The 25,368-nt window shown below is 63.8% G+C and carries 21 protein-coding genes; 17 read left to right on the plus strand and 4 right to left on the minus strand.

All coding sequences use genetic code 11. The annotated features are described in order from the left end of the window. On the plus strand, positions 1–1,040 hold a 1,040-nt coding region (locus A5651_RS00225; RefSeq protein ID WP_066974408.1), incomplete at its 5' end, for a dihydrodipicolinate reductase. 61 nt (positions 1,041–1,101) lie between these two features. Then, positions 1,102–2,073, plus strand: a complete 972-nt coding sequence (locus tag A5651_RS00230) for an LLM class flavin-dependent oxidoreductase (protein WP_066974409.1) — start codon at positions 1,102–1,104, stop codon at positions 2,071–2,073. 17 nt (positions 2,074–2,090) lie between these two features. On the opposite strand, the gene A5651_RS00235 is transcribed toward A5651_RS00230, so the two are convergent. Continuing rightward, positions 2,091–4,076 carry a molybdopterin-dependent oxidoreductase gene (locus A5651_RS00235; RefSeq protein ID WP_066974411.1) on the minus strand — a complete coding sequence of 662 codons (1,986 nt, stop codon included), beginning with the start codon at positions 4,074–4,076 and terminating at the stop codon, positions 2,091–2,093. A gap of 111 nt (positions 4,077–4,187) precedes the next feature. Next, the gene (locus tag A5651_RS00240) at positions 4,188–5,399 is read right to left on the minus strand and encodes a cytochrome P450 (RefSeq protein WP_066974412.1); all 1,212 of its coding nucleotides are present in this window, start codon (positions 5,397–5,399) and stop codon (positions 4,188–4,190) included. 100 nt (positions 5,400–5,499) lie between these two features. Between A5651_RS00240 and A5651_RS00245 the strand changes: the two genes are divergently transcribed. The 11 genes from A5651_RS00245 (at position 5,500) to A5651_RS00295 (ending at position 18,283) form a co-directional block, all read left to right on the plus strand. Further along, entirely contained in the window at positions 5,500–6,117 is a 618-nt protein-coding gene (locus tag A5651_RS00245) for a TetR/AcrR family transcriptional regulator (RefSeq protein WP_066974533.1), read from the plus strand. Further along, positions 6,118–6,780 carry an SDR family NAD(P)-dependent oxidoreductase gene (locus A5651_RS00250; protein ID WP_082943500.1) on the plus strand — a complete coding sequence of 221 codons (663 nt, stop codon included), beginning with the start codon at positions 6,118–6,120 and terminating at the stop codon, positions 6,778–6,780. Between the two features lie 45 nt (positions 6,781–6,825). Beyond that, positions 6,826–8,472, plus strand: coding sequence for a nitric oxide reductase activation protein NorD (locus A5651_RS00255; RefSeq protein WP_082943505.1), 1,647 nt, complete (start codon positions 6,826–6,828; stop codon positions 8,470–8,472). Positions 8,473–8,620: 148 nt separating this feature from the next. Further along, entirely contained in the window at positions 8,621–9,484 is an 864-nt protein-coding gene (locus tag A5651_RS00260) for a CbbQ/NirQ/NorQ/GpvN family protein (RefSeq protein WP_066974417.1), read from the plus strand. 86 nt (positions 9,485–9,570) lie between these two features. Continuing rightward, positions 9,571–10,689 carry an ABC transporter substrate-binding protein gene (locus tag A5651_RS00265; protein ID WP_066974419.1) on the plus strand — a complete coding sequence of 373 codons (1,119 nt, stop codon included), beginning with the start codon at positions 9,571–9,573 and terminating at the stop codon, positions 10,687–10,689. A gap of 4 nt (positions 10,690–10,693) precedes the next feature. Next, positions 10,694–11,830: a spirocyclase AveC family protein gene (locus A5651_RS00270; RefSeq protein ID WP_066974421.1), complete on the plus strand. Its 1,137-nt coding sequence runs from the start codon at positions 10,694–10,696 to the stop codon at positions 11,828–11,830. Further along, positions 11,823–12,851 carry an SDR family NAD(P)-dependent oxidoreductase gene (locus A5651_RS00275; RefSeq protein WP_066974423.1) on the plus strand — a complete coding sequence of 343 codons (1,029 nt, stop codon included), beginning with the start codon at positions 11,823–11,825 and terminating at the stop codon, positions 12,849–12,851. The genes A5651_RS00270 and A5651_RS00275 overlap by 8 nt, the downstream gene beginning before the upstream one ends. A 32-nt stretch (positions 12,852–12,883) precedes the next feature. Then, positions 12,884–14,332, plus strand: coding sequence for an aldehyde dehydrogenase family protein (locus A5651_RS00280; protein ID WP_369803894.1), 1,449 nt, complete (start codon positions 12,884–12,886; stop codon positions 14,330–14,332). Positions 14,333–14,344: 12 nt separating this feature from the next. Continuing rightward, positions 14,345–15,562 carry a cytochrome P450 gene (locus A5651_RS00285; protein ID WP_066974427.1) on the plus strand — a complete coding sequence of 406 codons (1,218 nt, stop codon included), beginning with the start codon at positions 14,345–14,347 and terminating at the stop codon, positions 15,560–15,562. 9 nt (positions 15,563–15,571) lie between these two features. Then, positions 15,572–16,843, plus strand: coding sequence for a cytochrome P450 (locus A5651_RS00290; RefSeq protein WP_066974429.1), 1,272 nt, complete (start codon positions 15,572–15,574; stop codon positions 16,841–16,843). Between the two features lie 57 nt (positions 16,844–16,900). After that, a complete protein-coding gene (locus tag A5651_RS00295) occupies positions 16,901–18,283 on the plus strand; it encodes a wax ester/triacylglycerol synthase family O-acyltransferase (protein ID WP_066974430.1) in 1,383 nt (460 codons plus the stop codon). Positions 18,284–18,299: 16 nt separating this feature from the next. Here the strand turns inward: A5651_RS00295 and A5651_RS00300 are convergent, their stop codons facing one another. Together A5651_RS00300 and A5651_RS00305 are read right to left on the minus strand one after the other, a co-directional pair. Next, the gene (locus A5651_RS00300) at positions 18,300–19,097 is read right to left on the minus strand and encodes a lysophospholipid acyltransferase family protein (protein ID WP_066974432.1); all 798 of its coding nucleotides are present in this window, start codon (positions 19,095–19,097) and stop codon (positions 18,300–18,302) included. Between the two features lie 236 nt (positions 19,098–19,333). Next, positions 19,334–20,653: a TetR/AcrR family transcriptional regulator gene (locus A5651_RS00305; protein ID WP_082943501.1), complete on the minus strand. Its 1,320-nt coding sequence runs from the start codon at positions 20,651–20,653 to the stop codon at positions 19,334–19,336. Between the two features lie 284 nt (positions 20,654–20,937). On the opposite strand from A5651_RS00305, the gene A5651_RS00310 reads away from it, so the two are divergent. The 4 genes from A5651_RS00310 (at position 20,938) to A5651_RS00325 (ending at position 25,368) form a co-directional block, all read left to right on the plus strand. Beyond that, complete coding sequence (locus A5651_RS00310) at positions 20,938–21,819, plus strand: mycofactocin-coupled SDR family oxidoreductase (RefSeq protein WP_066974435.1); 882 nt, start codon at positions 20,938–20,940, stop codon at positions 21,817–21,819. 242 nt (positions 21,820–22,061) lie between these two features. Continuing rightward, positions 22,062–23,534: an adenylate/guanylate cyclase domain-containing protein gene (locus tag A5651_RS00315; protein WP_066974436.1), complete on the plus strand. Its 1,473-nt coding sequence runs from the start codon at positions 22,062–22,064 to the stop codon at positions 23,532–23,534. 17 nt (positions 23,535–23,551) lie between these two features. Next, positions 23,552–24,550: a GNAT family N-acetyltransferase gene (locus A5651_RS00320; protein ID WP_066974437.1), complete on the plus strand. Its 999-nt coding sequence runs from the start codon at positions 23,552–23,554 to the stop codon at positions 24,548–24,550. Next, complete coding sequence (locus A5651_RS00325; protein ID WP_197496485.1) at positions 24,550–25,368, plus strand: shikimate 5-dehydrogenase; 819 nt, start codon at positions 24,550–24,552, stop codon at positions 25,366–25,368. The genes A5651_RS00320 and A5651_RS00325 overlap by 1 nt, the downstream gene beginning before the upstream one ends.

Genomic DNA, 25,368 nt, shown 5'->3' on the forward strand with positions numbered 1-25,368 from the left:
CCGGCGGCATCGGTTCGATCGCGATCCGCGCCATTCACCAGCGGCCCAACCTCGACCTCGTCGGCGTCTGGGTGCATTCACAGGAGAAGGTCGGCAAGGACGCCGGTGAGCTCGCCAACGGTGAGCCCATCGGCCTGGCCACGACGAACGACGCCGACGCGCTGATCGCGTTGAAGCCCGACTGCATCGTGTACGCGGCCAGCGGGCCGGAGCGCGACGCGCTGGCCATCCCGGATTATCTGCGGCTGCTCGAGGCGGGAATCAACGTGGTGTCAACGTCATCCACGAGCTTGGTCTACCCGCCGTCGTACTATTCACCGGACTGGCGCAACCAGCTCGAGGCCGCCGCTGAGGCAGGCCACGCCTCGTTCTACGGGTCGGGCATTTTCCCGGGGTTCGGCTCGGACCAACTGGCACTGCTGCTGGCCACACAGTCGAAGAAGATCCGTTGCATCACCGCCACCGAGATCGCGTTGAACGACCACTACCCGGTGGCCGACGTTATGATGAACGGCCTCGGATTCGGCCATCCGCTTGATTTCGAACCCATGCTGAAAACGCCGGGGTTCATCGAAATGGCCTGGGCCGCACCTATCCACCTGATGGCCGACGGCCTCGGTGTCGAGATCTCCGAGATTCGCGGGTCACTCGATCGGCAGCTCACCGACCGCGACATCGAGGTCGCGTTCGGCACCATCAAAGCGGGCACCTGCGGCGCGGTGGCGACTAGGGCGGCAGGCGTCGTCAACGGACGCGAAGCGATCGTGATCGAGCACATCATCCGGATGGCACGCGACGTCGCACCCGACTGGCCGGCGTCGGAGTTCGACGCCACCTACCGCGTCGACATCGAAGGTGACCCCGACATCCACTGCGCGATGAACCTCGGCGCCGCCGAGGGTCACGGAGCGGGGCGGGCCGCGATGGCGGCGACGGCCATGCGGGTCGTCAACGCGATCCCGTACGTCGTAGACGCCCCGGCAGGGCTGTTGAGCTCGCTCGACTTGCCGAACACGCTGCCGCGGTACGCATTCGACTGATTTGATTGACAGTGTTTCGCGGCCGGTCGTAGCGTGACCGGCACCAATCACGGGAGGCGTCATGTACACGCTCCGCTTCGATATGCGAGCACCCGCTTTCGGTGCCCCGACGGTGGACCTCTACGCCGCCGCGACCGAAATGTCGGCTTGGGCCGAGGCTCACGGGGGGCTCGCCGCGGTGCTGTGCGAGCACCACGGCGCCGACGACGGCTACCTGCCGTCCCCGCTTCTGCTGGCCTCGGCGATCGCCGCGCGCACCGAGCGGCTCGCGATCAGCCTGATCCTGCTGCTTCCCTTCTACGACCCCGTTCGGCTGGCCGAGGACATGTCGGTCCTCGACATCATCAGCAAGGGACGGGCGTCCTACATCCTCGCGCTCGGCTACCGGCCCGAGGAGTTCGAGCATTTCGGTGTCGACATGCGCAGGCGCGGACGGCTTGCCGACGAGAAGCTGGCGTTGCTCCGTGAATTGCTCTCCGGGGAAACGGTGTTCGAGGGTCGCCGCATCAACACCACACCGCCTCCCCACACCGAAGGCGGGCCGGTGCTGATGTGGGGCGGCGGCTCGGTGGCGGCCGCGCGGCGGGCCGGCCGATACGGGCTCGGCATGCTCGGCAACGCGGATGTCGACGGTATGGCCGAGGCCTATCAGGAGGCCTGCCGCGAGTACGGACACGAGCCAGGGCCGATATTTCTGCCCGGCCGCGAACGACCGTCGGTGTGCTTCGTCGCCGACGACGTCGACAAGGCGTGGGACGAGATCGGCCAGTACCTGCTGCACGATGTGTGCACCTATGCCGCATGGAATCCAGGTAACGACTACTCAGCCGGCTTTTCCGATGCGCGCACCGTCGAAGAACTGCGGACCAACCCGACGTCGCACCGTATCTACAGCATCGAGGAAGCCGTGAGCCGTGTGCGGTCCGGCGAGGTGCTGAGCCTGTCGCCGCTGTGCGGTGGACTACCGCCGCAGATCGCCTGGCCGTATCTCAAGCGGGTCGGCGAGGACGTCATGTCGCAGGCGGCGGGATGACCGGTACGGCGGCCAACTCAGGCAGGGTGCAGAGTCACCGGTATGCCGGAGTAGCGCACCATTCCGGTCACGACGTCAATGTCGTCCTTGTTGGTCAGCCGGTTGACATTGGCCTCGTGGTGTCCGTGCGGAATCGACACCGCGCCGCGACGAATGGAGGCGTCGATTTTGGCGATACCGGTCAGCTCACCGTTGTCGCTGCGCACGACGACCGGTGCGCCGCTGACGATTCCGGCCGCCGCGCCGTCATCGGGGTTGACGAGAATCTCAGCGGGTTCACCGAGGATGTCGAGCTGTGCGTTGAGCTTCTTGCGTTGCCGCCGCGGCACCATCACCAGCGGTGCCGGCGGCTGCAAGGCGTTGAGCTGGTCGACGAGCAGCGGGGGCGCCAACCGCCAGCCGCCCATCCGCTCGATGTGGTCGTCGACCCACTTCGCCGGCAGCTCACGCGGGGCTTCCGCCCACCCGGTGGCTGCCACCTCGTCGTATTTGCTTCTGGCACCGGCCAATAGCACGCGCAGCACATCGTCGTCCGTGCTCGTTTCCGGGTCGCCGAGGTTGCCCATCTGGTAACCCAGCCGTCGACCGATCTCGGCGAACACCCACCACATCGACCGGCGCTCGCCGACAGGCGCCACGACCGCGGGACTGTACTGCACCGACACCCGCGAGCTGAGGATGTCGTGAATGGTGATGTCGGGTCGTTCCAGTGGATCTTTCGTCGGCAGAACGTGAGTCGCCAACTGCGTGGTCTCGTTGTCGATGATCTCGGTGGTCGCGAACACCTCGAGGCTCTGCAGCGCCGGGATGAGCTTGCCCGTCTCCGGAAAGGAGGTGACGAGGCTGCCGCCGACGTTGATCAGCGCGCGGATGTTGCCCGCGGCGACCTCGTCGGGCAGTACCGCACAGGGCCATTCGTTGATGAAGGCCTGAGCTTCGGGACGGCTGCGTGGCCCCGGTCCGAAGGACCCCTCGATCGGGGTGATCGGCAGCAGATCGCCGAAAGCCTCGAGTTGATAGGCGAATCCGGGATGGAACCAGGTGCCGCCCGGTCGGTTCATCGCTCCGGTGAGGATCATCAGCACCCAGGCCAGCCATTGGGTGACGTTGGCACGGTCGGCGGTCATGGTCACACCGGTTCCGGTTTCAACCGCTACGCACGTCGCGCTGCGCACGGCTGCGCACAGCCGCGTCAGTTCGGATTCGGGTACGTCGGCGAAGGCCGCGGTGTGTTCGAGCGTGAACGGCTCGACCGCGGCGGCCAGCGCACCCACGCCCTGAACCGGCACATCGGATTTCCTGCCGTCGCGTAAGATTTCGCGGACCAGGTATGCCAGCACCGCGTGATCGGTGCTCGGTCGCGGCGCCAGGTGGCCGGTCGCCAGCCGCGCCGTCTCGGTGTGCCGCGGGTCGATCACCCACACCTGGCCCCGTTTGGCGATATCGCGAACCGTTCCCGTCGGGTTCGGCATCGATATCGCATGGCCGTGGGAGACAACTGGATTCACACCGACGAGCAGCAGGAAGTCAGCGTTGTCGAAATCCGTCCGACCGGAAAGGCCCATGAAGCCACCGACCAGATCCGAGACCAACGGCTTGGCGGTGCCGTCGATGGTCAGCGGGCTGAACTTCGCCGGCGTGCCGATAGCAGCGTGCAGGGCCTCGGCCATCCGGAAACCGGCGCTTTCCATCGTGCTGAAGTAGAAGGCCACCGACTCCGGCCCATGGCGGTCGATGATGTCGCGCAGCCGGGTGCCCAGGTCGTCGAGGCAGGCCTCCCACGTGGTGTCCTGCAGTCGCCCGTCGGTCCGCATGCGTGGCCGCTCGAGGCGGTCGGGATGATGGTGCAACAGTGGCAGCGCGCGACCCTTGGCGCAGGTGTAACCGCGGGAGAACGGGTGGTCGTGATCGCCGCGGACCCGGATGACCTCATCGCCCTCGACGTCGACGAGGATGCCGCAGACCGATGTGCAGACGCGGCAGAAACTACGCACCGTTTGCATATTCGGCAACGTACTCTCGCTGGGCGGAAGGCAGGGCCATATTCAGGGACCCAACGCCGATGACGCTGCGGCGGTCGGTTCGGTCGGAGGAACGCCGACCAAGTTCAGACGTCACCAGGCGACGGGTAGTTCGTGCATCGTGTAGATCTCCTGCTCGCTGGCGAAGCGCAGTTCGTTCTCCGGAACCGCAAAGTGCAAGTTGGGCAGACGGCGGAACAAGGTGGTAAGAGCGATCTGGAGTTCGACCCGTGCGAGATTTTGACCGATGCACTGATGGACTCCGAAACCGAAGCCGAGATGCCCGCGTGGGTTCCTGTCCATGTCGAAGCGGTCGGGATCGTCGACGAACTCGGGATCCCAATTCCCTGCGGGGAGATTCATCAACACATGCTCGCCGGCACGGATCAACTGGCCGTTGACCGTGAGGTCCTCGACTGCGACCCGGTCGACCTGGCTGTGCACGGTCGACAGGTAACGCATCAACTCCTCGACGGCGTTGGCGGCCAACGCGGGATCGTCCGAGCGCCGCAATCGCTCGAGCTGTTCGGGGTGCTGTAGAAGTGCGGCCGTTCCCAGCGAGATCATGCCTGCGGTCGTTTCGTGCCCGGCTTGCAGCAGGATCACGCCGTTCATGACTGCCGTCTCGCGGCTGAGTTCGCCCTTTGCGACGTAGTCGATCATCAATCGGCTCATGAGGTCGTCACCGGGTTCGCGTTCCTTGAGCGCTGCCAGCTTCCACATGAAGTCGAACAACGCGCCTATCGCGGCCGCCTTCTCGTCATCGGTGGAGCGCGAGTCAAGCCCCTTCGTGCTGTGGTACTGAAAGAAGTCGTGATCCTCATACGGGACTCCCAGAAGCAGAGAGATGACCAGGGATGGAACCGGTAACGCGTAGTCCTGGACCAGGTCGGCGGGAGGGCCGGTTTCGATCATGTCGTCGAGGAGACCGTCGACTAGTGTTTGGATCTCGGGCCGCATCGACTCGGCTCTTCGAAAGGTGAAGTCGCGCGTCATCATTCGCCGCAACCTGTTGTGTTCGGGATCATCGATGCGGGCGAAAATCACGGGGATGCTGTCGTCAGCCGCGCGTGCGCGCATGTTGTCCGGGAGCGTGTCTGCGCTCAGTCGCGGATCGGTCAGCGCTGCGCGGATGTCCTTATAGCGGCTGATCACCCATGTCGGCTCGTGTCGCCATAGGGCCCGTTGCAGGCCTTCGGCTTCACGCCATTCGCGGAACAGTCGAGGCGGCTCGAGCGGACAGCGGGGATCGCGCGGAAGAGGAACGACGGGCAATTCGGCGCTGTCCGCGGCATCACTAATCATCGCTGGCTCTCTGTAACGACAGTCGACTGTCACTTCGATGCGAGCGTAGAGTCGTCGTTTCTGACAGTCAACTGTCGGTTAGGGTGGTGAGGTGGTAGAACTGGCCGCCGAGAGGCCGCTCCGAGCCGACGCTGCACGAAACGCTGCGCGCGTGTTGCGCGCCGCGCGGGAGGTCTACGCCGAGCTCGGACCGGATGCTCCGATGGAAGTCATAGCCTCCCGGGCCGGGATAGCGGAGCGAACTCTTTATCGCCGGTTTCCCAACAAAGGTGAACTCGCCAGGGCCGTCGTCGACCGGAGCGTGGCCGAGACGTTGTCGCCGGTCATCGACCGCGCTCACCGATGCCGTAATCCTTTGCGCGGCATGGCCACTCTTCTCGAGGCGGCTATTGAGCTAGGAGCTCGTGACCACAACGCTCTGTTGGCAGCGCGTCGGGCGGGCTCACTGGCGGGGGTTTCGACGCAGCTCGACGACGCCCTTGAGGAGCTGGCTTGTCGTGCGCAGGAAGCCGGGCTCGTACGCGCTGACCTGAAATCCGAGGATCTGCCCCGTATCGTCGCCATGCTCTACAGCGTGTTGGGAACGATGGATCCCTCAACCGACGGATGGCGCCGTTACCTCGCGCTGATGCTGGATGCGATCTCGACCCCGAATCCCAGCCGGTTGCCTCGCGCAGTCGCGATTCTCTATCCACGTCCACAAGATTGGCCGATGTAGATGACTGACTTGCGGTTCGACGGGCGCGTTGCGGTGGTCACCGGAGCCGGGCGGGGGTTGGGCCGACAGTACGCACTGTTGTTGGCCGAGCGAGGAGCCCGTGTCGTCGTCAACGACCTGGGCGCATCGGTCACCGGCGAGGGGACCGGCTCCGATGCAGCCGACTCCACCGCGCTAGAAATCGGCGACAATGGCGGGCAGGCGGTCGCAGACGTCCACAGCGTCGCGACGGTGGATGGGGCGCGGGCGATCATCGAACGCGCACTCGACCACTGGGGACGCATCGACATCGTGGTGAACAACGCGGGAACCGTGTTAGACGCGCCCTTCGCCGAAATGACCGAACAGCGCTTGAACTCGATGATCGACGTCCACTTGAAAGGCGCCTACTTCGTAACACAATGCGCCTGGAAGGTCATGTGCGAGCAACGTTTCGGCCGTATCGTCAACACCTGCTCGGCAGCCGGAATCCTGGGGGCCCCACGCATGAGCAACTACGGCGCAGCCAAGACCGGCCTCATCGGGCTCACCCGCGTCCTCGCGGCAGAAGCTGCGGGGTACAGAAATCCACGGTCTCCAGACGGCCTCGTTCGATTGACTCCAGTAGCACCGGAACCTTACGCTGGAACAGATATTTGGTCAGCCGCGGCGGTACGGAGGTAGCCGGTGGTAGACGACGCCGAGAACGGCCACCTGCAGGGTCTAGGCATGTTGGCGTCGGCTCTTGCGGGTCAACCCGTCGCGGTGGCCCCGCTGGCAGCGGGCGAGCCGTCGTGGACCGACGGACAGACCGTGTTCGTCGATCCGGGCGCCGGCGTCCGCGCGAACCTGTATTCGGTTGCGGTGCAGGCCTCGCTGATCGCCGCGGGCAGCCTCGACCCCGAGATCGTGACAAAACTGGTCAGGCATTCCCGGGTGGCCAGGCGGTACGTGGCCGTCGAAGGCCATCGAGCTGTGGTGGCCAATCGTGCTCTGCTACCTCCGGTCCTGGCCTCGCTCGGTAATCCCGACGTCGCGCGACTCAGCAATTCACCTGCGGAGTCGTTGTCGCTGGCGACCGGCAAGGAGGCGCTTGGCGAAACCCCTGACGCATTCGGTGTCATCCGCGCCAAGAAGGTCCTTGCCGCGAACACTAAAGCTGCCAAAGAGGTCGATCACGACACACCGGGGCACGTACCGCGCCGGGAGAGTGAAGGAGCTCTCGAAGAGCTCGATGACGGCGAGGTGGACGACACCGACGACCCGGATCTGTTCACCAGCCCCGTGGGGGGAGGGGGCGCCATCGGCAAGTGGTTGAAGAAATTGCTGTCATCGGTGCGCAAGACCGGCGGCAGCGGTGGTGGCCCACCCGGTGCCGATTCGCCGACCCACCGGACGAACGCGGCGAATAGAGGCGTTTATGCGGTCTCATCGACGGCCACGTCATCGGGCGAGGAGGTCAGCGATGTCACGTCGGATGGCCTGAAATATCCGGAGTGGGACGCGAACCGGAAGGCATACCGGCTTGACTGGTGCACGGTTCGCGAAGTGGATGCACGGATCAAGGCGTCGGCCCCGCAAGCTATCGAGAACGCGGTCAGCGTGCGGCGGCCGCTTGCCCGACTGGGGATGGGTCTGCATCGGCGGCACCGGCAGTTCCAAGGTGACGACATCGACATCGACGCGGCCATCGAAGCGCGGGTGGAGGTGATCGCAGGATCGGTGCCCGACGAGGCCGTCTACCTCGACAGCCTGCGCCGGCGTCGGGATCTGTCGGTGCTTCTGCTGTTGGACGTTTCCGGTTCAACCGCAGAACCCGGGACGGTCGGCCGAACGGTGCATCAACAACAACGCACCACAGTGGCGAACCTCGCGGTCGCGCTCCACGATCTCGGCGACCGGGTGGCGCTGTATGCCTACTACTCACAGGGGCGTACCGCGGTCAACGTGGTTCCGGTCAAGCGGTTCGACGACCACCTCGACATCAGATTCATCAGGCGGCTGAACAGCCTGGAACCCGGCGCATACTCCCGCCTCGGCGCAGCGATCCGCCACGGATCGGCTGTCCTGGAGTCTCGCGGCGGGACGTCGCGCCGGTTGCTGGTGGTGATCTCCGATGGACTTGCCTACGACCACGGCTACGAGCGGGCGTACGGGGCCGCCGATGCGAGACGCGCGCTGACGGAAGCCCGCCGGCGCGGGACGGGGTGCGTATGCCTCACCGTGGGAGCCAGCACAGACGTGGCAGCGTTGCAACGCGTGTTCGGCAGCGCGGCACATGCGACGATCGCGCGCCCGGACCAACTCGCCTCTGTGGTCGGGCCGCTTTTCCGGTCGGCCATTCGTTCTGCGGAGGTGCGCCGACGGGTGTCCTAGCTGATCAGCCGCGATGGTGATCGCAAGTCGCAGAACGTAGTTGACGTTATCGACCCACCTCCCGGTACCGGTGAATCTTGAAACAAACATCTGTTCCGAGCTAGGCTCGTCTTCACGCCGCGACGAAGCGGCGACGGAAAGGGACGCAATGGCCACCGAACCGACTCTCGCCCACCCAAATGGTGCAAGTCCGCATGAAAATCGGCCGGGAGGTTCGTCGCGGCCGTACTACCAACCGGTGGGCAACGAGGAGACGGTCTTCAAGGCGGCCTATCGGCAGGGACTGTCGTTGGTCCTGAAGGGGCCGACCGGGTGCGGAAAGACCCGGTTCGTCGAGGCCATGGCCCACGATCTCGGCCGGGAGTTGATCACCGTCGCGTGCCATGACGACCTCACCACTGCCGACCTCGTCGGCCGCTACCTGTTGAAGGGCGACGAGACTGTGTGGGTCGACGGTCCGCTGACGCGCGCGGTGCGTGAAGGTGCGATCTGCTACCTCGACGAAGTCGTCGAAGCGCGGCAGGACACGACCGTCGTCCTGCATCCACTCGGCGACCACCGACGGCAGCTCCCGATCGAACGCCTCGGTATCACTCTGGACGCGGCCCCGGGGTTCGGCCTCGTCGTTTCGTATAACCCCGGCTACCAGAGCGTGCTCAAGGACCTTAAGGACTCCACCCGGCAGCGGATGGTCGCCATCGAATTCGGCTTCCCGCAACCCGAGGTCGAGCAGGCCATCATCGCCCATGAAGCCCGTGTGGATCACGCGACCGCAGTCGAACTCGTCCGGTTCGGTCAAGCGATACGTCGACTGGAGACCGGCGGATTACGCGAGGTCGCCTCAACGAGGGTGCTCATCGCCGCGGGCCGACTGATCGCCGAGGGCCTGAGCATGCATGAGGCCGCCAGGGCGGCGATCGCAGGACCGCTGACAGACGATGTGCAGGTGGCGCGTGGCCTGAACGAGATGATCGACGTCTACCTCGGCCAATCTGCCGGATCTGGTGATTGACGCTGCGCCGCGCCGCCCGCTAGGGTCTGAACAAATATTAGGTCGACCAGCGCGCAGGACGATCAGCTCGCTCCTCAGGAGGTCATATGTCCTACGAAAGCACCGCCGAGCCGATCAAGGTTGGCTACCTGATGGACTTCACGCTGCCGCCCGGATTCCCCGAGGAACTGATGGCGTCGTTCACGCAGTGCTTCGACCTCATCTTTTCCGAGGCTATTGAGCAGGGTCTGATGGACCGACCGGTGAAGATGATCTACCGCGAGGTGGAGGGCCTGCCCAAGGGATCGGTCAAGGCAGTGATCGACGCCTACGGCGAACTGGTCGACGAGGGCTGTCTGGTTGTGTTCGGACCCAACATCACCGACAACTGCGTGGCAGTCAAAGAGGCGATAGAAGAGCGGTTCAAGGTTCCGGCAATCAGCGTCACCGGCACCGACGACTGGCTGGGCGAGTGGACATTCTCATTCCCCCAGGGGTCGATGACCGACGAGCCGATCTTCCTCATAGATTTGGTGGCCAAGCGGGGACTGAAAGAGATCGGTGTCCTGGTCGAGCAAAATCTCATCGGTGAGAGTTATCTGAAGAATCTCCGAAGTGCGGCTGCCCGCAAAGGCATTCGTATCGTCGCGGAGGCGTCGATCGCCCAGACCGCCCAGGACATCAATGAAGTCGTACGCAATTTGCACGAGGCGAAAGCCGAGGCGATCGTGCACCTCGGGTTCGGATTCGGGATTGTCTTCATCAACCCAGCGTTGGAGGCCGTCGACTGGGACCCACCGCGGTTCACCACCACGGCGTTCCAAAACGCGTGGGTCAACCCGATCATGTGGAACGCGTTCATGGGCTGGATCGGCGTCGACCAGTACGACGAGGGCAACAAGATCGGCCAGGACTTCCTGGACCGCTACGCGAAGAAGTACAACGGCAGCCGGCCAGAGTACTGCGTGTCGGTGGTCAACCGCGATGTCGCCGCGACGCTGGTCCGCGCCTTCACCGACGCGCATCCGCTGAGCCCTCGCGGCGTCAAAGAGGCACTGGAGCGCGTGAAGATGCTGCCCGCCGCGTCGGGCGCTCCCGGAACCCGCGTGTCGTTCGGAAAATGGACCCGCAGGGCGTGGATGGGCGCCGGCTACCTGGTGGCCCGCACCCTCGATGCCGACGGCATCAACTCGCACTTAGTCGATCGCTTCGGAGAGGAAGGCTGATTCGATGACCACCCAGGAATCCTTACCGCCCGAAACACGCGCTGACTCAACGAAGCCCGCGCGCACCGGGCTGAACTGGGGCCGAGTGATCGCGCTGCTGGCCTGGCTCGGATTTCTCGGTCTGTTCGCCGCCGTCGGTCGAACAGAGGTCGACCCGCGCGTGGCCAACCCCAACGTGGAGGGGCGGCCCCGTCCGGTCGAGTTCCTGACCGCATTCGATCACTGGCAGATCATCCCGCAGGTGGGTGCGGTGATCATCGTCGTGTTGTTCACCGTCATGTTCATCGTCGGCTGGCGGAGGAACCCCGGCAGTCCGGTGCTGCTGATGGTGCTGTGCACCACGCTGATTGTGTGGCAAGACCCGATCATGAACTGGTCGCCGTACGCGGTGTACAACCCGATGCTGCTGCACTGGCCGGAGAACTGGTACCTGATCATGATGTCTCCGACCGTCGAACCCTTTATTGTGTTCGGCTACGTTTTGTTCTACTTCGGCCCGTACTTTCCGGCGGTCTGGATTCTTCGGAAGTTGCAAGCGAAGCGCGGTCCGGAGGCGTTCGTCACGCGGCACCCGCTGATCAGTTTGGCCGCGCTGGTCCTAGTGATCGGGTTCATTTTCGACGCTATCTTGGAAGTCAGCTTGGTCCGCACCGGGCTGTACATCTATTCCCAGGCCATCCCGTTCGGAACGTTGTTCCCCGGCAGCACGTTCCAGTTCCCATTGATCTGGGAGTCCTTCTCGGTGACCTTCGTGATGATTCCGGCAGCCATACTCGTGTACCGGGACGACACGGGGAAGTCGGTAGCGGAAAAACTTGCAGCGAGGGCGAAGCTGTTCCCGACGAAGCCGGTGCTCGGGACGTTCCTGGTGATGTTCGCGATCATCAACGTGTCGTATTTCGCCTACGGCGGCTGGTTCTGGGCCATCAAAGCCAGCGGGCTAGCGACGTCGGTCGCGTGTCCGTGGCCATATCCTGAAGCGAAAGTGTATGACCCACAAGGATATTACCGCGCAAATGGAGCCGAGGGGCCGTACTCAGTAGGCAAGTGGGCCACCTGGCAGCAGGGACCGTCCCGCGACCTCGACGTCGAACTCGGTTCGAAGAGCGACCGTTGTGCGTCCGAGAACCAGAATGGCTGAGCCCCGCACTTCCGAACAGCGCACCGTCGTCATCACGGGGGCGTCGCGCGGACTGGGCTTCGCATCGGCCGTCCGGCTGTATCGCGAGGGCTGGCGCGTGGTCGCAGCAATGCGCACACCCGACCGCGGAATGCCCTTGCTTCGGCAGGCAACCGGAGCCGGTGCCGACGACGATCGATTGATCGGAGTACAGCTGGACCTGATGGACTCCGCGTCAATTGCCAGCGCCGCCAAGGCAATCGCCGAGACTGCCGGTACGCCCTATGCGCTCGTGCACAACGCCGGGATCTCCGCTGCCGGGATGGTCGAAGAGACCGACATGACGCTTTGGCAGTGCATGCTCGCCACCCATGTCATGGGTCCGGTCGAGCTGACCAAGGCGCTTCTGCCGTCCATGCGGGCAGCTGGGCACGGCCGCCTAGTGCTGATCTCCAGCGCAGGAGGAGTGCGCGGCCAGCCGGCCATCGCCGCGTATTCCGCCGCCAAGGGGGCGCTCGAGCGATGGGGGGAGTCGATGGCCGGAGAGATAGCACCGTTCGGGCTGGGTGTCACCGTCCTGGTTACAGGGACCTACGACACCGACATCATCACCGACGCAGGCACGACTGATGATCGAGATTTCTACGGAGCCTACGCCCGAATCCACAACACCATGGACACCCGCGGACGGTTCGCGATGAAGCTCGCCCGGCCGCCAGAGAAGTTCACCGACGGCTTGGTCAAAGCTTTGAACGACACTGCTCCATTCCGCCGTCGTGCCGTTGGCGTAGACGCGTCGATGCTTCTCGTAGTCAGCAGGATTCTGCCGGCAGCGGGAATGCACCACATATCGCGGATGGTGATGGGTATACCGAGGCAGGGCGCAATGCGCGACGGCGCATACTCGTTGACCGGTGCGCAGAAGGCGATGGTTTTCGCGGCTAAGGTCCTGCCGCAGCCGGTCATGCAGCGTCTCGCACAGTTCGCGATGCGTCGGTCCGCAGCCCGGGAAGCCACCAAGCAAGGGGCCGTGAGCAAATGAGTGAGATCCCGAACGTCACCTTCGAACCGCGCATGATGATCGACGGCAAGCTCGTCAACGGCGAAGCCGGTACCTTCACGAACATCAACCCGGCTAATGAAGACGTCCTCGGCGAAGTCACAGACGCGTCGAAGGCCGACATGCACCGGGCCATCGACGCCGCCCGTCGGGCGTTCGACGAGACTGACTGGTCGACCAATCGAGAGCTCCGTAAGCGCTGTCTGCTGCAGTTGCACGACGCCATCGACAGCGAACGAGAAGAGTTACGTGAGGAGCTCATCCTCGAGGTGGGGGCGCCGCGCGCAGTGACGCACGGACCGCAGCTCGATGCTCCGCTCGAGGACGGCCTTAAATATCCAGCGAGGCTGATCGACAGCTTCGAGTGGGAACGAGACCTTGGCGACAAAGTCGTGTCCGTGACCGGGGTGAACACCCGGCGCAAGGTGTGGCATGAACCGGTCGGCGTGGTGGGCGCCATCGTGCCGTGGAATTTTCCGTTCGAAGTCACGATCAACAAGCTGGGACAGGCGCTGGCAACGGGTAACACGGTGATTCTCAAGCCCGCGCCCAACACTCCGTTCAACGCGACTCGATTAGGCCGGCTGATTGCCGAAAAGACCGATATCCCGGCAGGTGTCATCAACATCGTGACCGCGTCCGACCATTTCGTCGGCGAGGAACTGACGCTGTCACCGAAGGTCGACATGATCTCGTTCACCGGTTCGACGGTGGTCGGCAAGCGGATCATGGAGAAAGGCGCAGCGACCATGAAGCGGCTGTTTCTCGAACTCGGTGGCAAGTCGGCGACCATCGTGCTGGAGGATGCCGACTTCAACACCGCCTGTCTCATCGGTATCGGACCTCTCATGCACGCGGGCCAAGGCTGTGCGGCACCCACCCGCATGCTGTTGCCCCGGTCGCGCTACGAGGAGGGCGTGGCGATCCTGAAAGCTATCTACGAGAACATGAAAGCCGCAGACCCGCAGGATCCGGGCACGATCTGCGGGCCTGTCATCTCGAAGAAACAGCAGGAGCGCATTCTCGGCTACATCGGCAAGGGTGTCGAAGAAGGCGCGACCATGCTCGTCGGAAGTACGGAGCCGCCCAATGAGTTCGACAGGGGATTCTGGGTTAGCCCAACGCTTTTCACCGATGTGGACAATAGGATGACCATCGCCCAGGAGGAGATTTTCGGGCCGGTCCTCGCCGTCATCCCGTACGAGGACGAAGAGGAGGCGATTCGGATCGCCAACGACAGCGTGTACGGCCTCGCAGGAAACGTGATGTCGGGCTCGCTGGACCGTTCCCTCGCTGTAGCACGGCGACTGCGCGCCGGCTTCATCGGACTCAACGGCACTGCGGGGTACGGCGCAGACACCGCGTTCGGTGGCTACAAGGACAGCGGCGTCGGTCGACAGAACGGTATCGAGGGATTCAACCAATACACAGAAGTGAAATCTGTTGCCTATCCGGCAGATTGATTAGGAGCAGTAATGGAACAGCTTTTCGATGATCTCGAGGATTTCGGTAGCTTCGACGACGCGATATCAGGTGACGTTCGCGATCCCTACACCGAACTGGCGCGGCTGCGCCGTGAGGAGCCGGTGCAGCGCCTGGAAACCTCTGGGGCGTTGCCCCACGAGGAATCACTGCCCATGTTCATCGTCTACCGGCATGAGGACGTGCAGCAGATGTTGCGCGACAACGAGACGTTTTCGTCAAAGGGCGTGATCGACGCGTTCGGCCCCGTGCTAGGTGAAGGCGTGATGCTCGGGATGGACGAGCCGATTCACGGCCGGCTCCGCTCGCTGGTCTCGAAAGCGTTCAGCCAGAAGGCGTTGGCCAAGTGGGAGGACGAACTCGTCGGTCGCGTGGGCAACTCGTTGATCGACAAATTCGCCAGTAAAGGCAAAGCCGATCTGGTGAAAGAGTTCACGTTCGACTACCCCAGCCAGATCATCGCGGGTCTTCTCGGATTGCCGCAGGCGGATTATCCCCAGTTCCAGCGTTGGTCCATCTCGCTGCTGAGCTGGATCATGAACCCGGAAAGGGGACTGGCGGCATCGGCGGCCCTGTGCGACTATTTCGCACCGATTCTCGAGGCGCGGCGCGCCGAGCCGCAGGACGACCTGATCAGCCGGCTCGCCGAGGCGGAGATCGACGGCGAAAAACTGGCGGACGAGGAAATCTATTCGTTCCTTCGGCTGCTACTTCCCGCGGGTGTCGAGACCACTTACCGAGCGCTGGGCAGTCTGCTTTTCGCGTTGTTGTCAGATCCCGACCAGCTCAATGCGATTCGTGAAGACCGCTCGTTACTTCCGCAGGCGATAGAAGAAGGTGTGCGGTGGGAGCCACCGCTACTGACGATCACGCGAGTTGCGACACGCGACACCGAGTTGGGAGGGGTGCGCATCCCGGCTGGCGCGACGGTGATGCCGATGCTGGGTTCGGCCAACCGGCAGGAGGAACGCTATCCGGATCCCAACAAATTCGACATCTTCCGGCAGGCCAAGGCCAATCTCGGCTGGGGGCACGGCGTGCACGTATGCCTCGGCATGCACCTCGCGCGCCTCGAAATGCGCACGGCCATCAATCTTCTGCTGGACCGCCTGCCGAATCTCCGGTTGGATCCCGACGGCGACGACCCGCACATCCGCGGACAGGTGTTCCGTTCACCGACATCCCTGCCCGTCCTTTTCGACCCCTCCTAGGAGTACGTCTTGACCGATTTCGAAACAGTCGACTTCTTCACCGATGAGGCCCTCGTTCCCGATCCCTATGCGTACTTCGACTATCTCCGGTCGAAATGTCCCGTAACGCAAGCTACGCCATTCAACGTGATGGTGGTCACCGGGTATGAGGAGGCACTGGCGGTCTACAAGGATCCCGCGTTCTCGTCGTGCGTGTCGGTGGCGGGTCCGTTCTCCGGGCTGCCGTTCGGGCCTGGCGGCGACGATGTCTCGGAGCTCATCGAGGAACACCGCAGCTCGGTTCCGATGAGTGAGCACATCACCACACAGGATCCGCCGTTGCACACTCGGACGCGCGGGCTGATGAACAAGCTCATCACTCCAAAACGTCTCAAGGAGAATGAGGACTTCATGTGGCGTCTGGCCGATGAACAGATCGACACCTTCATCGCCCGCGGTGCCTGCGAGTTCCTCGAGGATTACGCGAAGCCCTTCTCGCTGTTGGTCATCGCAGACCTTCTCGGAGTGCCCGCCGAAGATCACGCGGAATTTCGCGCCGTCTTCGCAGGCGAACTGGTGGGCCAACTCGGTGAAGAAGCGCCGACAACGCATAACCCACTGCAGTGGCTCAACGACAAGTTCTACGCCTACATCGAGGACCGAAGGCGCGAGCCGCGCGAGGACGTCCTCACGGAGTTGGCGCAGGCCAAGTACGAAGACGGGTCGACGCCGGACATCGAAGACGTGATGAACCTTTCGACGTTCTTGTTCGCCGCAGGGACCGAAACCACCACAAAGCTGGTGAGTTCCGCGATGCGCATCATCGCCGAGAACCCCGAGTACGAAACCTTCCTGCGCGAGGACCGCGGCCGGATCCCCGCATTCCTGGAGGAGACGCTGCGGATGGAAAGCCCTGTCAAGTCCCACTTCCGGATGGCGCGCACGTCGACGACCATCGGGGACACCCCGGTGCCGGCGGGGACCACGGTGATGTTGTTGCCTGGCGCGTGCAATCGAGACCCCCGCAAATTCGAAGATCCCGACACCTTCCGGCCCGACCGTCGCAACGTGCGCGAGCAGATCGCATTCATCCGGGGTGTGCACTCGTGTCCCGGCGCCCCGCTGGCGCGTTCGGAGGGGCGGATCTCGGTGAACCGGATCCTTGACCGAATGACCGACTTCCGGATCTCCGAAGAACACCACGGTCCCGCGGAGGCCCGCAGATACACCTACGAGCCGACTTTCATCATGCGCGGGCTAGCCGAACTGCACCTCGAATTCAAGTCCGCTCCCGACGCCTGAACGTCTCGGACTCTTCTGGCTTCTGCGCGATTTGCATCAACGTACGCGAGGTGAGCAGTGAAGCGCCTGAACGGAATGGACGCCCTGCTTCTTTACAGCGAAACGCCCAACGTGCACACCCACACACTCAAAATCGCAATGCTCGACACCGGCGACCGTGATCCCGAGGCCGACTTCGACGCCTTCCGGCAAGCACTTGCACGGCGGCTTCATCTTCTGGAGCCGTTGCGGTACAAGCTCGTCGACATCCCCTGGCGCATACACCATCCGATGTGGCTGGAGAACTGCGACGTCGACCTCGATTATCACCTTCGCCGGCTGCGGTTGCCCGCTCCCGGGGGCAGGCGGGAACTCGACCGCGTCATCGGTGAAGTGGCGAGCACGCCTTTGGACCGCCGATACCCGCTGTGGGAGTTTCATTTCGCCGAGGGGCTGGCGGACGGCCGATGGGCGCTGATCGCCAAGGTGCACCATGCGCTCGCCGACGGGATCGCTTCGGCCAACCTGCTCGCCCGGTTGCTGGACGTGTATGGCTCAGGCACTGCGGAGTCGACGCCCATCGCGGCCTGTGAGCCGCCGTCATCCGCGCGGCTGCTACGGGAAGCAGGTCGCGACCACGTTCAGCAGCTCGTCGAGCTGCCCAAAGTTGTTCGCGACGTCGCGGTCGGATCGTGGCGGTTGCGACAGCGCTCGCGTGAACGCGGCAAGCTGGAGGACTTCGCCCGGCTGATGCGCGCTCCGGCGACGTTTCTCAACCATGTGGTCTCGCCGGCTCGCACTTTCGCCAGCGAATCGGTACGGCTATCCCACGCCAAACAGACCGCCACACACCTTCGGGTGACCATCAACGACGTGGTGCTGGCGATCGCCGCGGGAGCTTTGCGCACGCTGTCGTTGCGCTACGACGGAGCCGCAGATCAACCGATTGTCGCCTCGGTGCCGCTCAGCACGAATCCGTCGACTGAACGCGTCACCGGCAACGAGATCGGCGGTTTAGCGGTGTCGTTGCCGGTGCACATAGACGACCCGCTGGAGCGCATTCGGCTGATTGCGAAAGCCACCACGATTGCCAAGGAGTCTCAACAGATTTTCGACCAGGAACTCTACGGGCGGGTGATGGGCTACATACCACCTGTCGCCGCCGCCTCGGCTCTGCGTTGGGTCGCTGAGCACGACACCGATCGGCGCCTGATGAACATCCCGGTTTCCAATGTTCCCGGCCCGCGCGAGTACGGTCATCTGGACGGCGCTCGGGTCGACGAAATCTATTCGGTGGGACCGTTGGCGCCCGGATGTGGCATCAATATCACCGTGTGGAGCTACGTCGATCAGCTCAATATCTCGGTGCTCGCCGATGACGCGACGGTCGACGACGTCCACGAGGTCACCGACGCGATGCGCGATTCATTTGCTGAAATCCGTTGCGCCTGCGGCATGTAGGGCGCACGCTGGGCAATCAGCCAAAAAGTGGAAGGCGGCGCTGCTCGGCGAGTTCGTTTAGCGCCGTCTGCATGATCGACCGGACATGCGCGTCCACCTCAGCGATGTCGGGATCGTCACCGAACCGTGCGGCGATGTCGATCGGGGGGAGCACCCGCGTGACGATCTTCGTCGGCAGGGGCAGGTTGATGGGGATGACCGCACTGATCCCGAACGGGAAGCCCACGGTGATGGGCAGGATGTCGGACCGGAACCGACTGAGTCCGAGCCGTTTCGCGATCCAGGTGCCGCGCGTCAGGAAGAGCTGGCTCTGTTGCCCCCCGATCGACACCACCGGAACTATCGGTGCGCCCGCCGCCACGGCCGTGGCCACGTAGCCGGTGCGCCCGTTGAAGTCGATGACGTTCTCGCGCAGTGTCGGCCGATAGGCGTCGTAAATGCCGCCGGGAAAGACCAGTACCACCCCGCCCGACTCGATCGCTTCGGTGGCTATCGCCCGGTTCGCCGGAATGACTCCGATGCGCGACATCCAGTCACCAATGGGACCAGTGAACAAGGCATCGTGTCCCAGCGTGAGCACCGGACGGTCATAGCCGAAGCGGTCGTAGAACGCAGTGCTGAAAATCAACGTGTCAAGGGTAAGGATGCCGCCGGAGTGGTTGGAGACGGCCAATGCGCCGCCGCTCTGCGGGAACGATTCCATGCCGTGCACTTCCCACCGAAACCAGCGCCTGCCGATGGGGCGGGCGGCGTTGATCAGCTGACGGATTGCGTTCGGGTCCCAGCCAGATCGGCGGTTGCCGGTGGCGTCCATGAGAAGAGTCCTCGACTGTTTGCGTGTTGTTCCTGCACTCTGCAGGACGTTCGGGCACTCTTCCGCAGTTTACCTAAGAACAAGCATTTGGTCCATCGGCTCCGCCACCGGCCCATGATTGCCGGATGTGAGCGGTGGGCGCATCTGAAGTAGCTGCATCTCAGGGAGTCTCGAATACGGATCAGCCTGGCGCAGATCCCGTCGTTGCTCGGCGTTGGCGTCGGAGTCGACTGGCGTTACACGTCGCGCTCGACGACACCGCGAAGCATCGTGTCCCGGACGTGTGTGAGCGACTGGCGCGTGCCCAGTTCGCGAAGGATGTTTTCGGGAATCCAGCCGATCCCGATGACGGCACGAGCCAGCAGCTCGTTGGACGGGCTGTCGATACTGATCTCCCCCGTCCGTAAGCCCTGCGCCAACATGCTTTTCATCTGCCGCACACGCTTGGTGAACAGCCAGCCCGGGTTCGGGGTGTCCGGAGGAGATTGCCGCATCCAGGCGAGCTGAATGCGGAATTCGTCGCCGAACCGGTCCATCGCGTTGGTATTGATCCAACTCAGCGCATCCAACTTCTCGACGAGCGTGGACTCGGCACCCAGCACCTTGGTCCAGCCCATGGCGACCTTCTCGCCGAACGACTGCATGATCGAAGCCAGCAGTTCGTCCTTCGACCCGATCAATCGGTACACGGTGCCCGTCCCCATTCCGGCTGCCGACGCGATGTCACGGATGGTTGTGACCTCATATCCCTTGCGGCCGAACTCCGCTCGCGCAACTGCGCGCACATGGGCTGCCTTGTCGTCGGTCTCGGCCTCGCTGTCGTCGGTCCAGGACCGCACGACGGCGTCGGCCGCGAGGAACGCCGCGGACTTGTCGAGATCTTCATCGGTCGGGGGCACGGCCGCCAGCCCTTCCAGGATGATCCGGCACATCAAGGTGGCCACCTGGTCCGGGCCGGCGTTCTGCCGGATCACGTCGAGGCCGACCTGAAGCATGGTCTGGACGATCCGGTCGGCCAACACAGGAAGGTCGACGTCCGATCGGATATAGCCGCTCCACCTGGCCGCCCGCAGGGTTTGCAGCATGGCCTGCAGCATGTTCGTCGGCCTGCGCTGGGCCAGCGATGTAAGTTCGCGATTGCTGCTCGGCCCTTCGTAGAACGACATCTGCAGCGCGGCCCGGTGTGTGACACCGCACTGCGCTATTGCCGTACTCAAGTCCACGATCCGATCGAAGGCCGACAGCGGGGACGGGTCGTCCAGCTTGACTTGAGCCTGCTCGGCGATCCGGTCGAGGTCCTCGTGATAGCGGCGCAGTAACTCCACGAGAATCGCTTCTTTGGATTCGAAATGATGGTAGAGGCTGCCTGGCAGTATCCCCGCGGCGTCGGCGATCTCCTGCAGCGATGTCCGCAGACCGGAGGTGGCTATTAGCGAAGCCGCCGTCTGGAGGATCTCGGTGCGTCGAGTGCCGTCGTCATACGCGTGACCGGTGGCCGCGGGGCGAGATGCGCGCTTCGGCGGGCTGCGCCTGGCTGTCACATCGCGACGTCCCACGACTCCTCCAACGACTTCGCTCGTGCCATGAGCCAAGCGGCGACCCAATGTTTGGTAAACGCTACCAGATGGGAGCCCGATTGGACGGTCTCTACCTGCTGAAATGCAACTGAAGCGTCGCGACTGGGAGAGGTGTTTGGCAGATGTCGTTCCACACCCGTGCCTCGAGGTCTGGCAAACCAAACTTTTGTCCCGTCTGCTATAGTCTGTAACCTGCATACCTTAGGTTCGGGCATCGAGCGGGTGCGCGAAATTCGGCGCGCCGCACAATCCGCGGAGGGCGAATGGCTGGACGACTCGAGGGCAAGGTCGCATTCATCACAGGTGCGGCGCGGGGGCAGGGACGTGCTCACGCCATCGCGATGGCCAAGGAGGGAGCCGACATAATCGCGGTCGACATCTGCCGCGATATTCCGTCGAACCCATACCCGCTGGCGACTCCAGACGACCTGTCGGAGACGGAGCGTTCGGTCAAGGAAACCGGGCGCCGTGTGGTGGCGAAGATCGCCGACGTCCGCGAGCGGCACGAACTGCGTGAAGCCGTCGAGGCGGGCCTGGCCGACCTAGGAAAAATCGACATCGTCTTGGCCAACGCCGGCATTCTGCCGATGGCGATGAGTCGACCACACGATGCGATGTCGTTCGTGGACGCCAGTGATGTCGACTTGCTCGGCGTGATGAACACCGTCGCCGCTACCATCCCACATCTACCCAATGGATCATCGATCATCATCACAGGTTCGACCGCCGGAATGATCCGCGGCACCACTGACAACCCGAATATGGGACCCGGTGGCCGTGGGTACGGCTGGAGCAAGCGGGTCCTGATGGAGTATGTCGAAGAGATGTCGATGGCGCTGGCGGAGCGGATGATTCGAGTCAACGCGATCCACCCGACGAACTGCAACACACATCTGTTGCAGAACGACGGCATGTACAGCATGTTCCGTCCCGACTTGACTCAAGCGGGTAAGCAAGCCACACGCGAGGACGCCGAGCCGCTGTTCACCATCTTCCAGGCCATGCCGATTCCCTACATCGAACCCGAGGATATGGCCAATCTCGCGGTGTTTCTGGCCAGCGCCGAAAGCCGCTACATCACCGGACAGCAGATCCGTGTCGATGGTGGCTCACTTCTCAAGTGGCCCAACGGCCCTGGGGGATAGATCACTCATTCGGCACGATTGAGGAAGCCGAACACTGTCGCCTGCGAAGGTTCTTCGAGATCGCCTCGCGCGAGGCCTCACCCCGCGGATCTGCATGCACCCAGCGCGAACCAACTGAGTAGCATCACGGCCCCGCGGAGGCCCGCCGGTATCGCTACGAGCCGACATTCATCATGCGCGGGCTGGCCGAATTGCACTTGGAGTTCAAGCCGATTCCCTAGTTCGGCGGCTAGTTTGTTCACATGAGCAGGATGGCGGCCGACTATGCGGGCCGGCTTGCCGCTGCGTATCTCCTGTCGGTCAGCGCGGCCGTCGCCATCTTGATCCCTCTCGGCGGCCAGGCCCTCACGGGCGCGCACAACTATTTCACGACGACGAACATCGTCGCGTCCGCCGTCCTTGTCGCCATCAGTACGATCGTGGTCGTCATCGGCGGCATCATGAACATAATTCCGACCCTTCGTTGGTTCAGCGCGGGCCTGGAGCCTGACGACAATCAGCGAAGGGCGTTGACCAGGCTGCTGACTCGCCAGTCCTCGCTTCTCGCGGGCACCTGGGTTGTCAGTGGCGCAATGTCCGTCTTGATAAACCACGACGGCGGCATCCCGGTGATTGTGCCGACCGCCTTGGGGGTGATCTTGGGCGGCTCTGCGGCAGCGGGCATCGCGCTTCTCCTGACATTGAGGATCGTTCGGCCGATCCTGGCGGCCGCGACCAGCACCTCCGAGCGCCTCATCGCCGCACCCGGAGTGCTGGCACGGCTCATCCTGCTGTGGCTCCTGTGCAGCGCGCTGCCATGTTTCGTCATCGTGGCACTCGTCGTGGTGCGGTCGAACGGCTGGCTGATCCCGCGTACGGCGTCGGTAGAGATGGCCGTGCTGGTGATCGCACTCGCCGCTGTGGTGCTGGGAATGCCGACGATGATTCTCACCTCGAGGTCGATATCCGATCCGATCCACGACGTTGTCAAAGCCATGGCGGAGGTGGAGCGAGGACGTTTCGATACCGAAGTCGATGTCTTCGAGCGGTCCGAAATCGGCAGGCTGCAAAGCGGTTTCAATCGCATGGTGGCCGGGTTGGCCGAGCGGGAACGGGTGCGTGACCTGTTCGGTCGCCACGTTGGCGCCAACGTCGCGCGGCGGGCCATCGAAGAGGGCGCGACGATGTCGGGCGGCGTCGAGGAGACCGCGATCCTGTTCATTGATTTGACCGGGTCGACGGAGCTGGCGGCGAGCCGTCCGCCCGAAGACGTCGCCGAGGTGCTTAACGATTTCTTCCGGATCGTTGTCAACGCCGTCGACGCGCGCGACGGGATGATCAACAAATTCCAAGGCGACGCCGCGCTGGCGATCTTCGGCGCCCCGTTTCACAGCGACAGTGCTGCGTCGGCCGCGTTGGCGACGGCACGCACACTCGCGGAGGAACTGCGTGAGCTGCCGCGGGTCGACTTCGGGATCGGCGTTTCGGCGGGGCCGGTCTTCGCGGGCAATATCGGCGCCGAGAACCGCTACGAGTACACGGTGATCGGTGATCCGGTGAACGAGGCGGCGCGGCTGGCCGATCTTGCGAAGAAGTCGGAAGGACGGATCATGTGCGCCTCCGCTGCCGTTGACCGGGCCGATGCCGGCGAACGCAAACATTGGGCGGCCGCGGGCCGCGAGGTGTTGCGGGGGCGCACCGAGGCCACGGAGATCTACAGGCCGGTGGGAGAGTGAAGCGGTAGCCTCGTGACGTGGCCGGACTGCCGGCCGTCAGCGCCGACGAACTCGCCGCCCTGGACATCTTCAAGGGGCTCCGTCCAGAAGCTCTGGAGTCGCTGGCGGCGCGACTGCGCCCGCTGGACGCGCCGGCGGGCCGCGTCTTGATGCGCCAGGGCGAACGCGCAGAATCGTTCCTGTTGATCAATTCAGGAACGACGGAGATCACGCACACCGGTAGCGATGGTATGCCGATCGCGCTGGAAGCCTCACCGCCGTTGATCGTCGGCGAGATCGCGCTGTTGCGTGAGACGCCGCGAACCGCGACCGTCGTTGCGGCCGAGCCAGTTACCGGATGGATCGGCGGCCACGGTGCGTTTGCCGCCATGCTCGAGCTCCCGGGCATGATGGAGAAGCTGTTGCGGACGGCGCGGCAACGGCTGGCCGCATTCATCACGCCGATTCCCATCCAGATGCGTGACGGCTCTTGGCTATATCTGCGGCCGGTGCTGCCGGGTGACAGCGAACGCGCGTCGGATGGCACGATCGAGTTTTCCAGCGAGACGTTGTACCGCAGGTTCCAGACCCCCCGTACACCGACCAAGGCGTTGATGACGTATCTATTCGAGGTGGACTACAAGCACCACTTCGTCTGGGTGATGACCGAGGGCAAGGAGGGTCCCGTCGTCGCCGACGCCCGGTTCGTGCGCGACGAAACCGATCCGACGCTGGCGGAGGTGGCGTTCATCGTCGGCGATGACTACCAGGGGCGCGGCGTCGGGTCATTTCTGATGGTGGCGCTGGCCGTTGCGGCGCGCGGCGACGGGATACGGCGCTTCACGGCGCGGGTGCTGTCCGACAACCTGTCGATGCGCAAGATCCTGGACCGGTTCGGGGCGCACTGGCAGAGAGATGACCTTGGCGTCGTGACGACGGTCATCGATGTGCCGCCCTTGCGCGACCTGTCGATCTCGCGAGAGATGTACCGCGAAATCCACAGCATGGCAAGACAAGTCATGGGTACCGTCAGCTGATGCGGGCGCCGCTGAGCAAGAACACCCGGCTGTGCATATCGCTGGCGGCTAGGCCAAGCAATATCGGGACCAGGTTTCACAATTACTTGTACGACGTGCTGGGGCTCGACTTCATCTACAAGGCGTTCACGACGACCGACATCGTCGCGGCCATCGGTGGTGTACGGGCTTTGGGTATTCGTGGCTGCTCGGTGTCGATGCCGTTCAAGCAGGACGTGATCCCGCTGGTCGACGAGGTCGATGACTCGGTGCAAGCGATCGAAACAGTCAACACTATCGTCAACGATGACGGGTATCTGACCGCGTCGAATACGGATTACCTTGCGGTGCAACGGCTCATCGGGGAGCACGGTCTGCAGGCCTCGCAGTCGGTGCTGATCTACGGCAGCGGTGGCATGGCTCGGGCGGTGGGTGCAGCGTTTCGTGACAGCGGTTTTCGCGAGGGTGTGATCGTCGCCCGCAATGAGCAGACCGGCGCCGCGTTGGCGCGCCGGCTCGACTACGACTATGCGGCGGAGGTCGGTTCACGCACGGCCGACGTCATCGTCAACGTGACACCGGTCGGGATGGCGGGCGGCCCGCAGGAGCGGGACAGTGTCTTCGACGCGTCGATGATCGAGAAGGCGGACACTGTCTTCGACGTCGTCGCGATGCCGTCGGAGACACCGCTTATCGCCGCAGCCCGCCGGGCGGGGGTGAAGGTGGTCACCGGCGCGGAAGTGATCGCATTGCAGGCCGCCGAGCAGTTCGAGCGCTACACGGGTGTGCGGCCGACGGCCGAGCAGGTGGCAGATGCGTCGGCGGTGTCGCGGGCCTGA

Origin of the sequence: Mycobacterium sp. 1274761.0, assembly GCF_001668615.1 — a bacterium.
In the GTDB taxonomy this organism is placed as follows: Bacteria; Actinomycetota; Actinomycetes; order Mycobacteriales; family Mycobacteriaceae; genus Mycobacterium.

Excerpts from the sequence above, each read along its gene's own strand:
- A5651_RS00310 (WP_066974435.1), top strand. The coding sequence starts at position 20,938 with ATGGCTGGACGACTCGAGGGCAAGGTCGCATTCATCACAGGTGCGGCG.
- A5651_RS00260 (WP_066974417.1), top strand. The coding sequence starts at position 8,621 with ATGGCCACCGAACCGACTCTCGCCCACCCAAATGGTGCAAGTCCGCAT.
- A5651_RS00250 (WP_082943500.1), top strand. The coding sequence starts at position 6,118 with ATGACTGACTTGCGGTTCGACGGGCGCGTTGCGGTGGTCACCGGAGCC.
- A5651_RS00280 (WP_369803894.1), top strand. The coding sequence starts at position 12,884 with ATGATGATCGACGGCAAGCTCGTCAACGGCGAAGCCGGTACCTTCACG.
- A5651_RS00255 (WP_082943505.1), top strand. The coding sequence starts at position 6,826 with ATGTTGGCGTCGGCTCTTGCGGGTCAACCCGTCGCGGTGGCCCCGCTG.
- A5651_RS00275 (WP_066974423.1), top strand. The coding sequence starts at position 11,823 with ATGGCTGAGCCCCGCACTTCCGAACAGCGCACCGTCGTCATCACGGGG.
- A5651_RS00315 (WP_066974436.1), top strand. The coding sequence starts at position 22,062 with ATGAGCAGGATGGCGGCCGACTATGCGGGCCGGCTTGCCGCTGCGTAT.
- A5651_RS00265 (WP_066974419.1), top strand. The coding sequence starts at position 9,571 with ATGTCCTACGAAAGCACCGCCGAGCCGATCAAGGTTGGCTACCTGATG.
- A5651_RS00325 (WP_197496485.1), top strand. The coding sequence starts at position 24,550 with ATGCGGGCGCCGCTGAGCAAGAACACCCGGCTGTGCATATCGCTGGCG.
- A5651_RS00240 (WP_066974412.1), bottom strand. The coding sequence starts at position 5,399 with ATGATTAGTGATGCCGCGGACAGCGCCGAATTGCCCGTCGTTCCTCTT.
- A5651_RS00285 (WP_066974427.1), top strand. The coding sequence starts at position 14,345 with ATGGAACAGCTTTTCGATGATCTCGAGGATTTCGGTAGCTTCGACGAC.
- A5651_RS00300 (WP_066974432.1), bottom strand. The coding sequence starts at position 19,097 with ATGGACGCCACCGGCAACCGCCGATCTGGCTGGGACCCGAACGCAATC.
- A5651_RS00270 (WP_066974421.1), top strand. The coding sequence starts at position 10,694 with ATGACCACCCAGGAATCCTTACCGCCCGAAACACGCGCTGACTCAACG.
- A5651_RS00235 (WP_066974411.1), bottom strand. The coding sequence starts at position 4,076 with ATGCAAACGGTGCGTAGTTTCTGCCGCGTCTGCACATCGGTCTGCGGC.
- A5651_RS00230 (WP_066974409.1), top strand. The coding sequence starts at position 1,102 with ATGTACACGCTCCGCTTCGATATGCGAGCACCCGCTTTCGGTGCCCCG.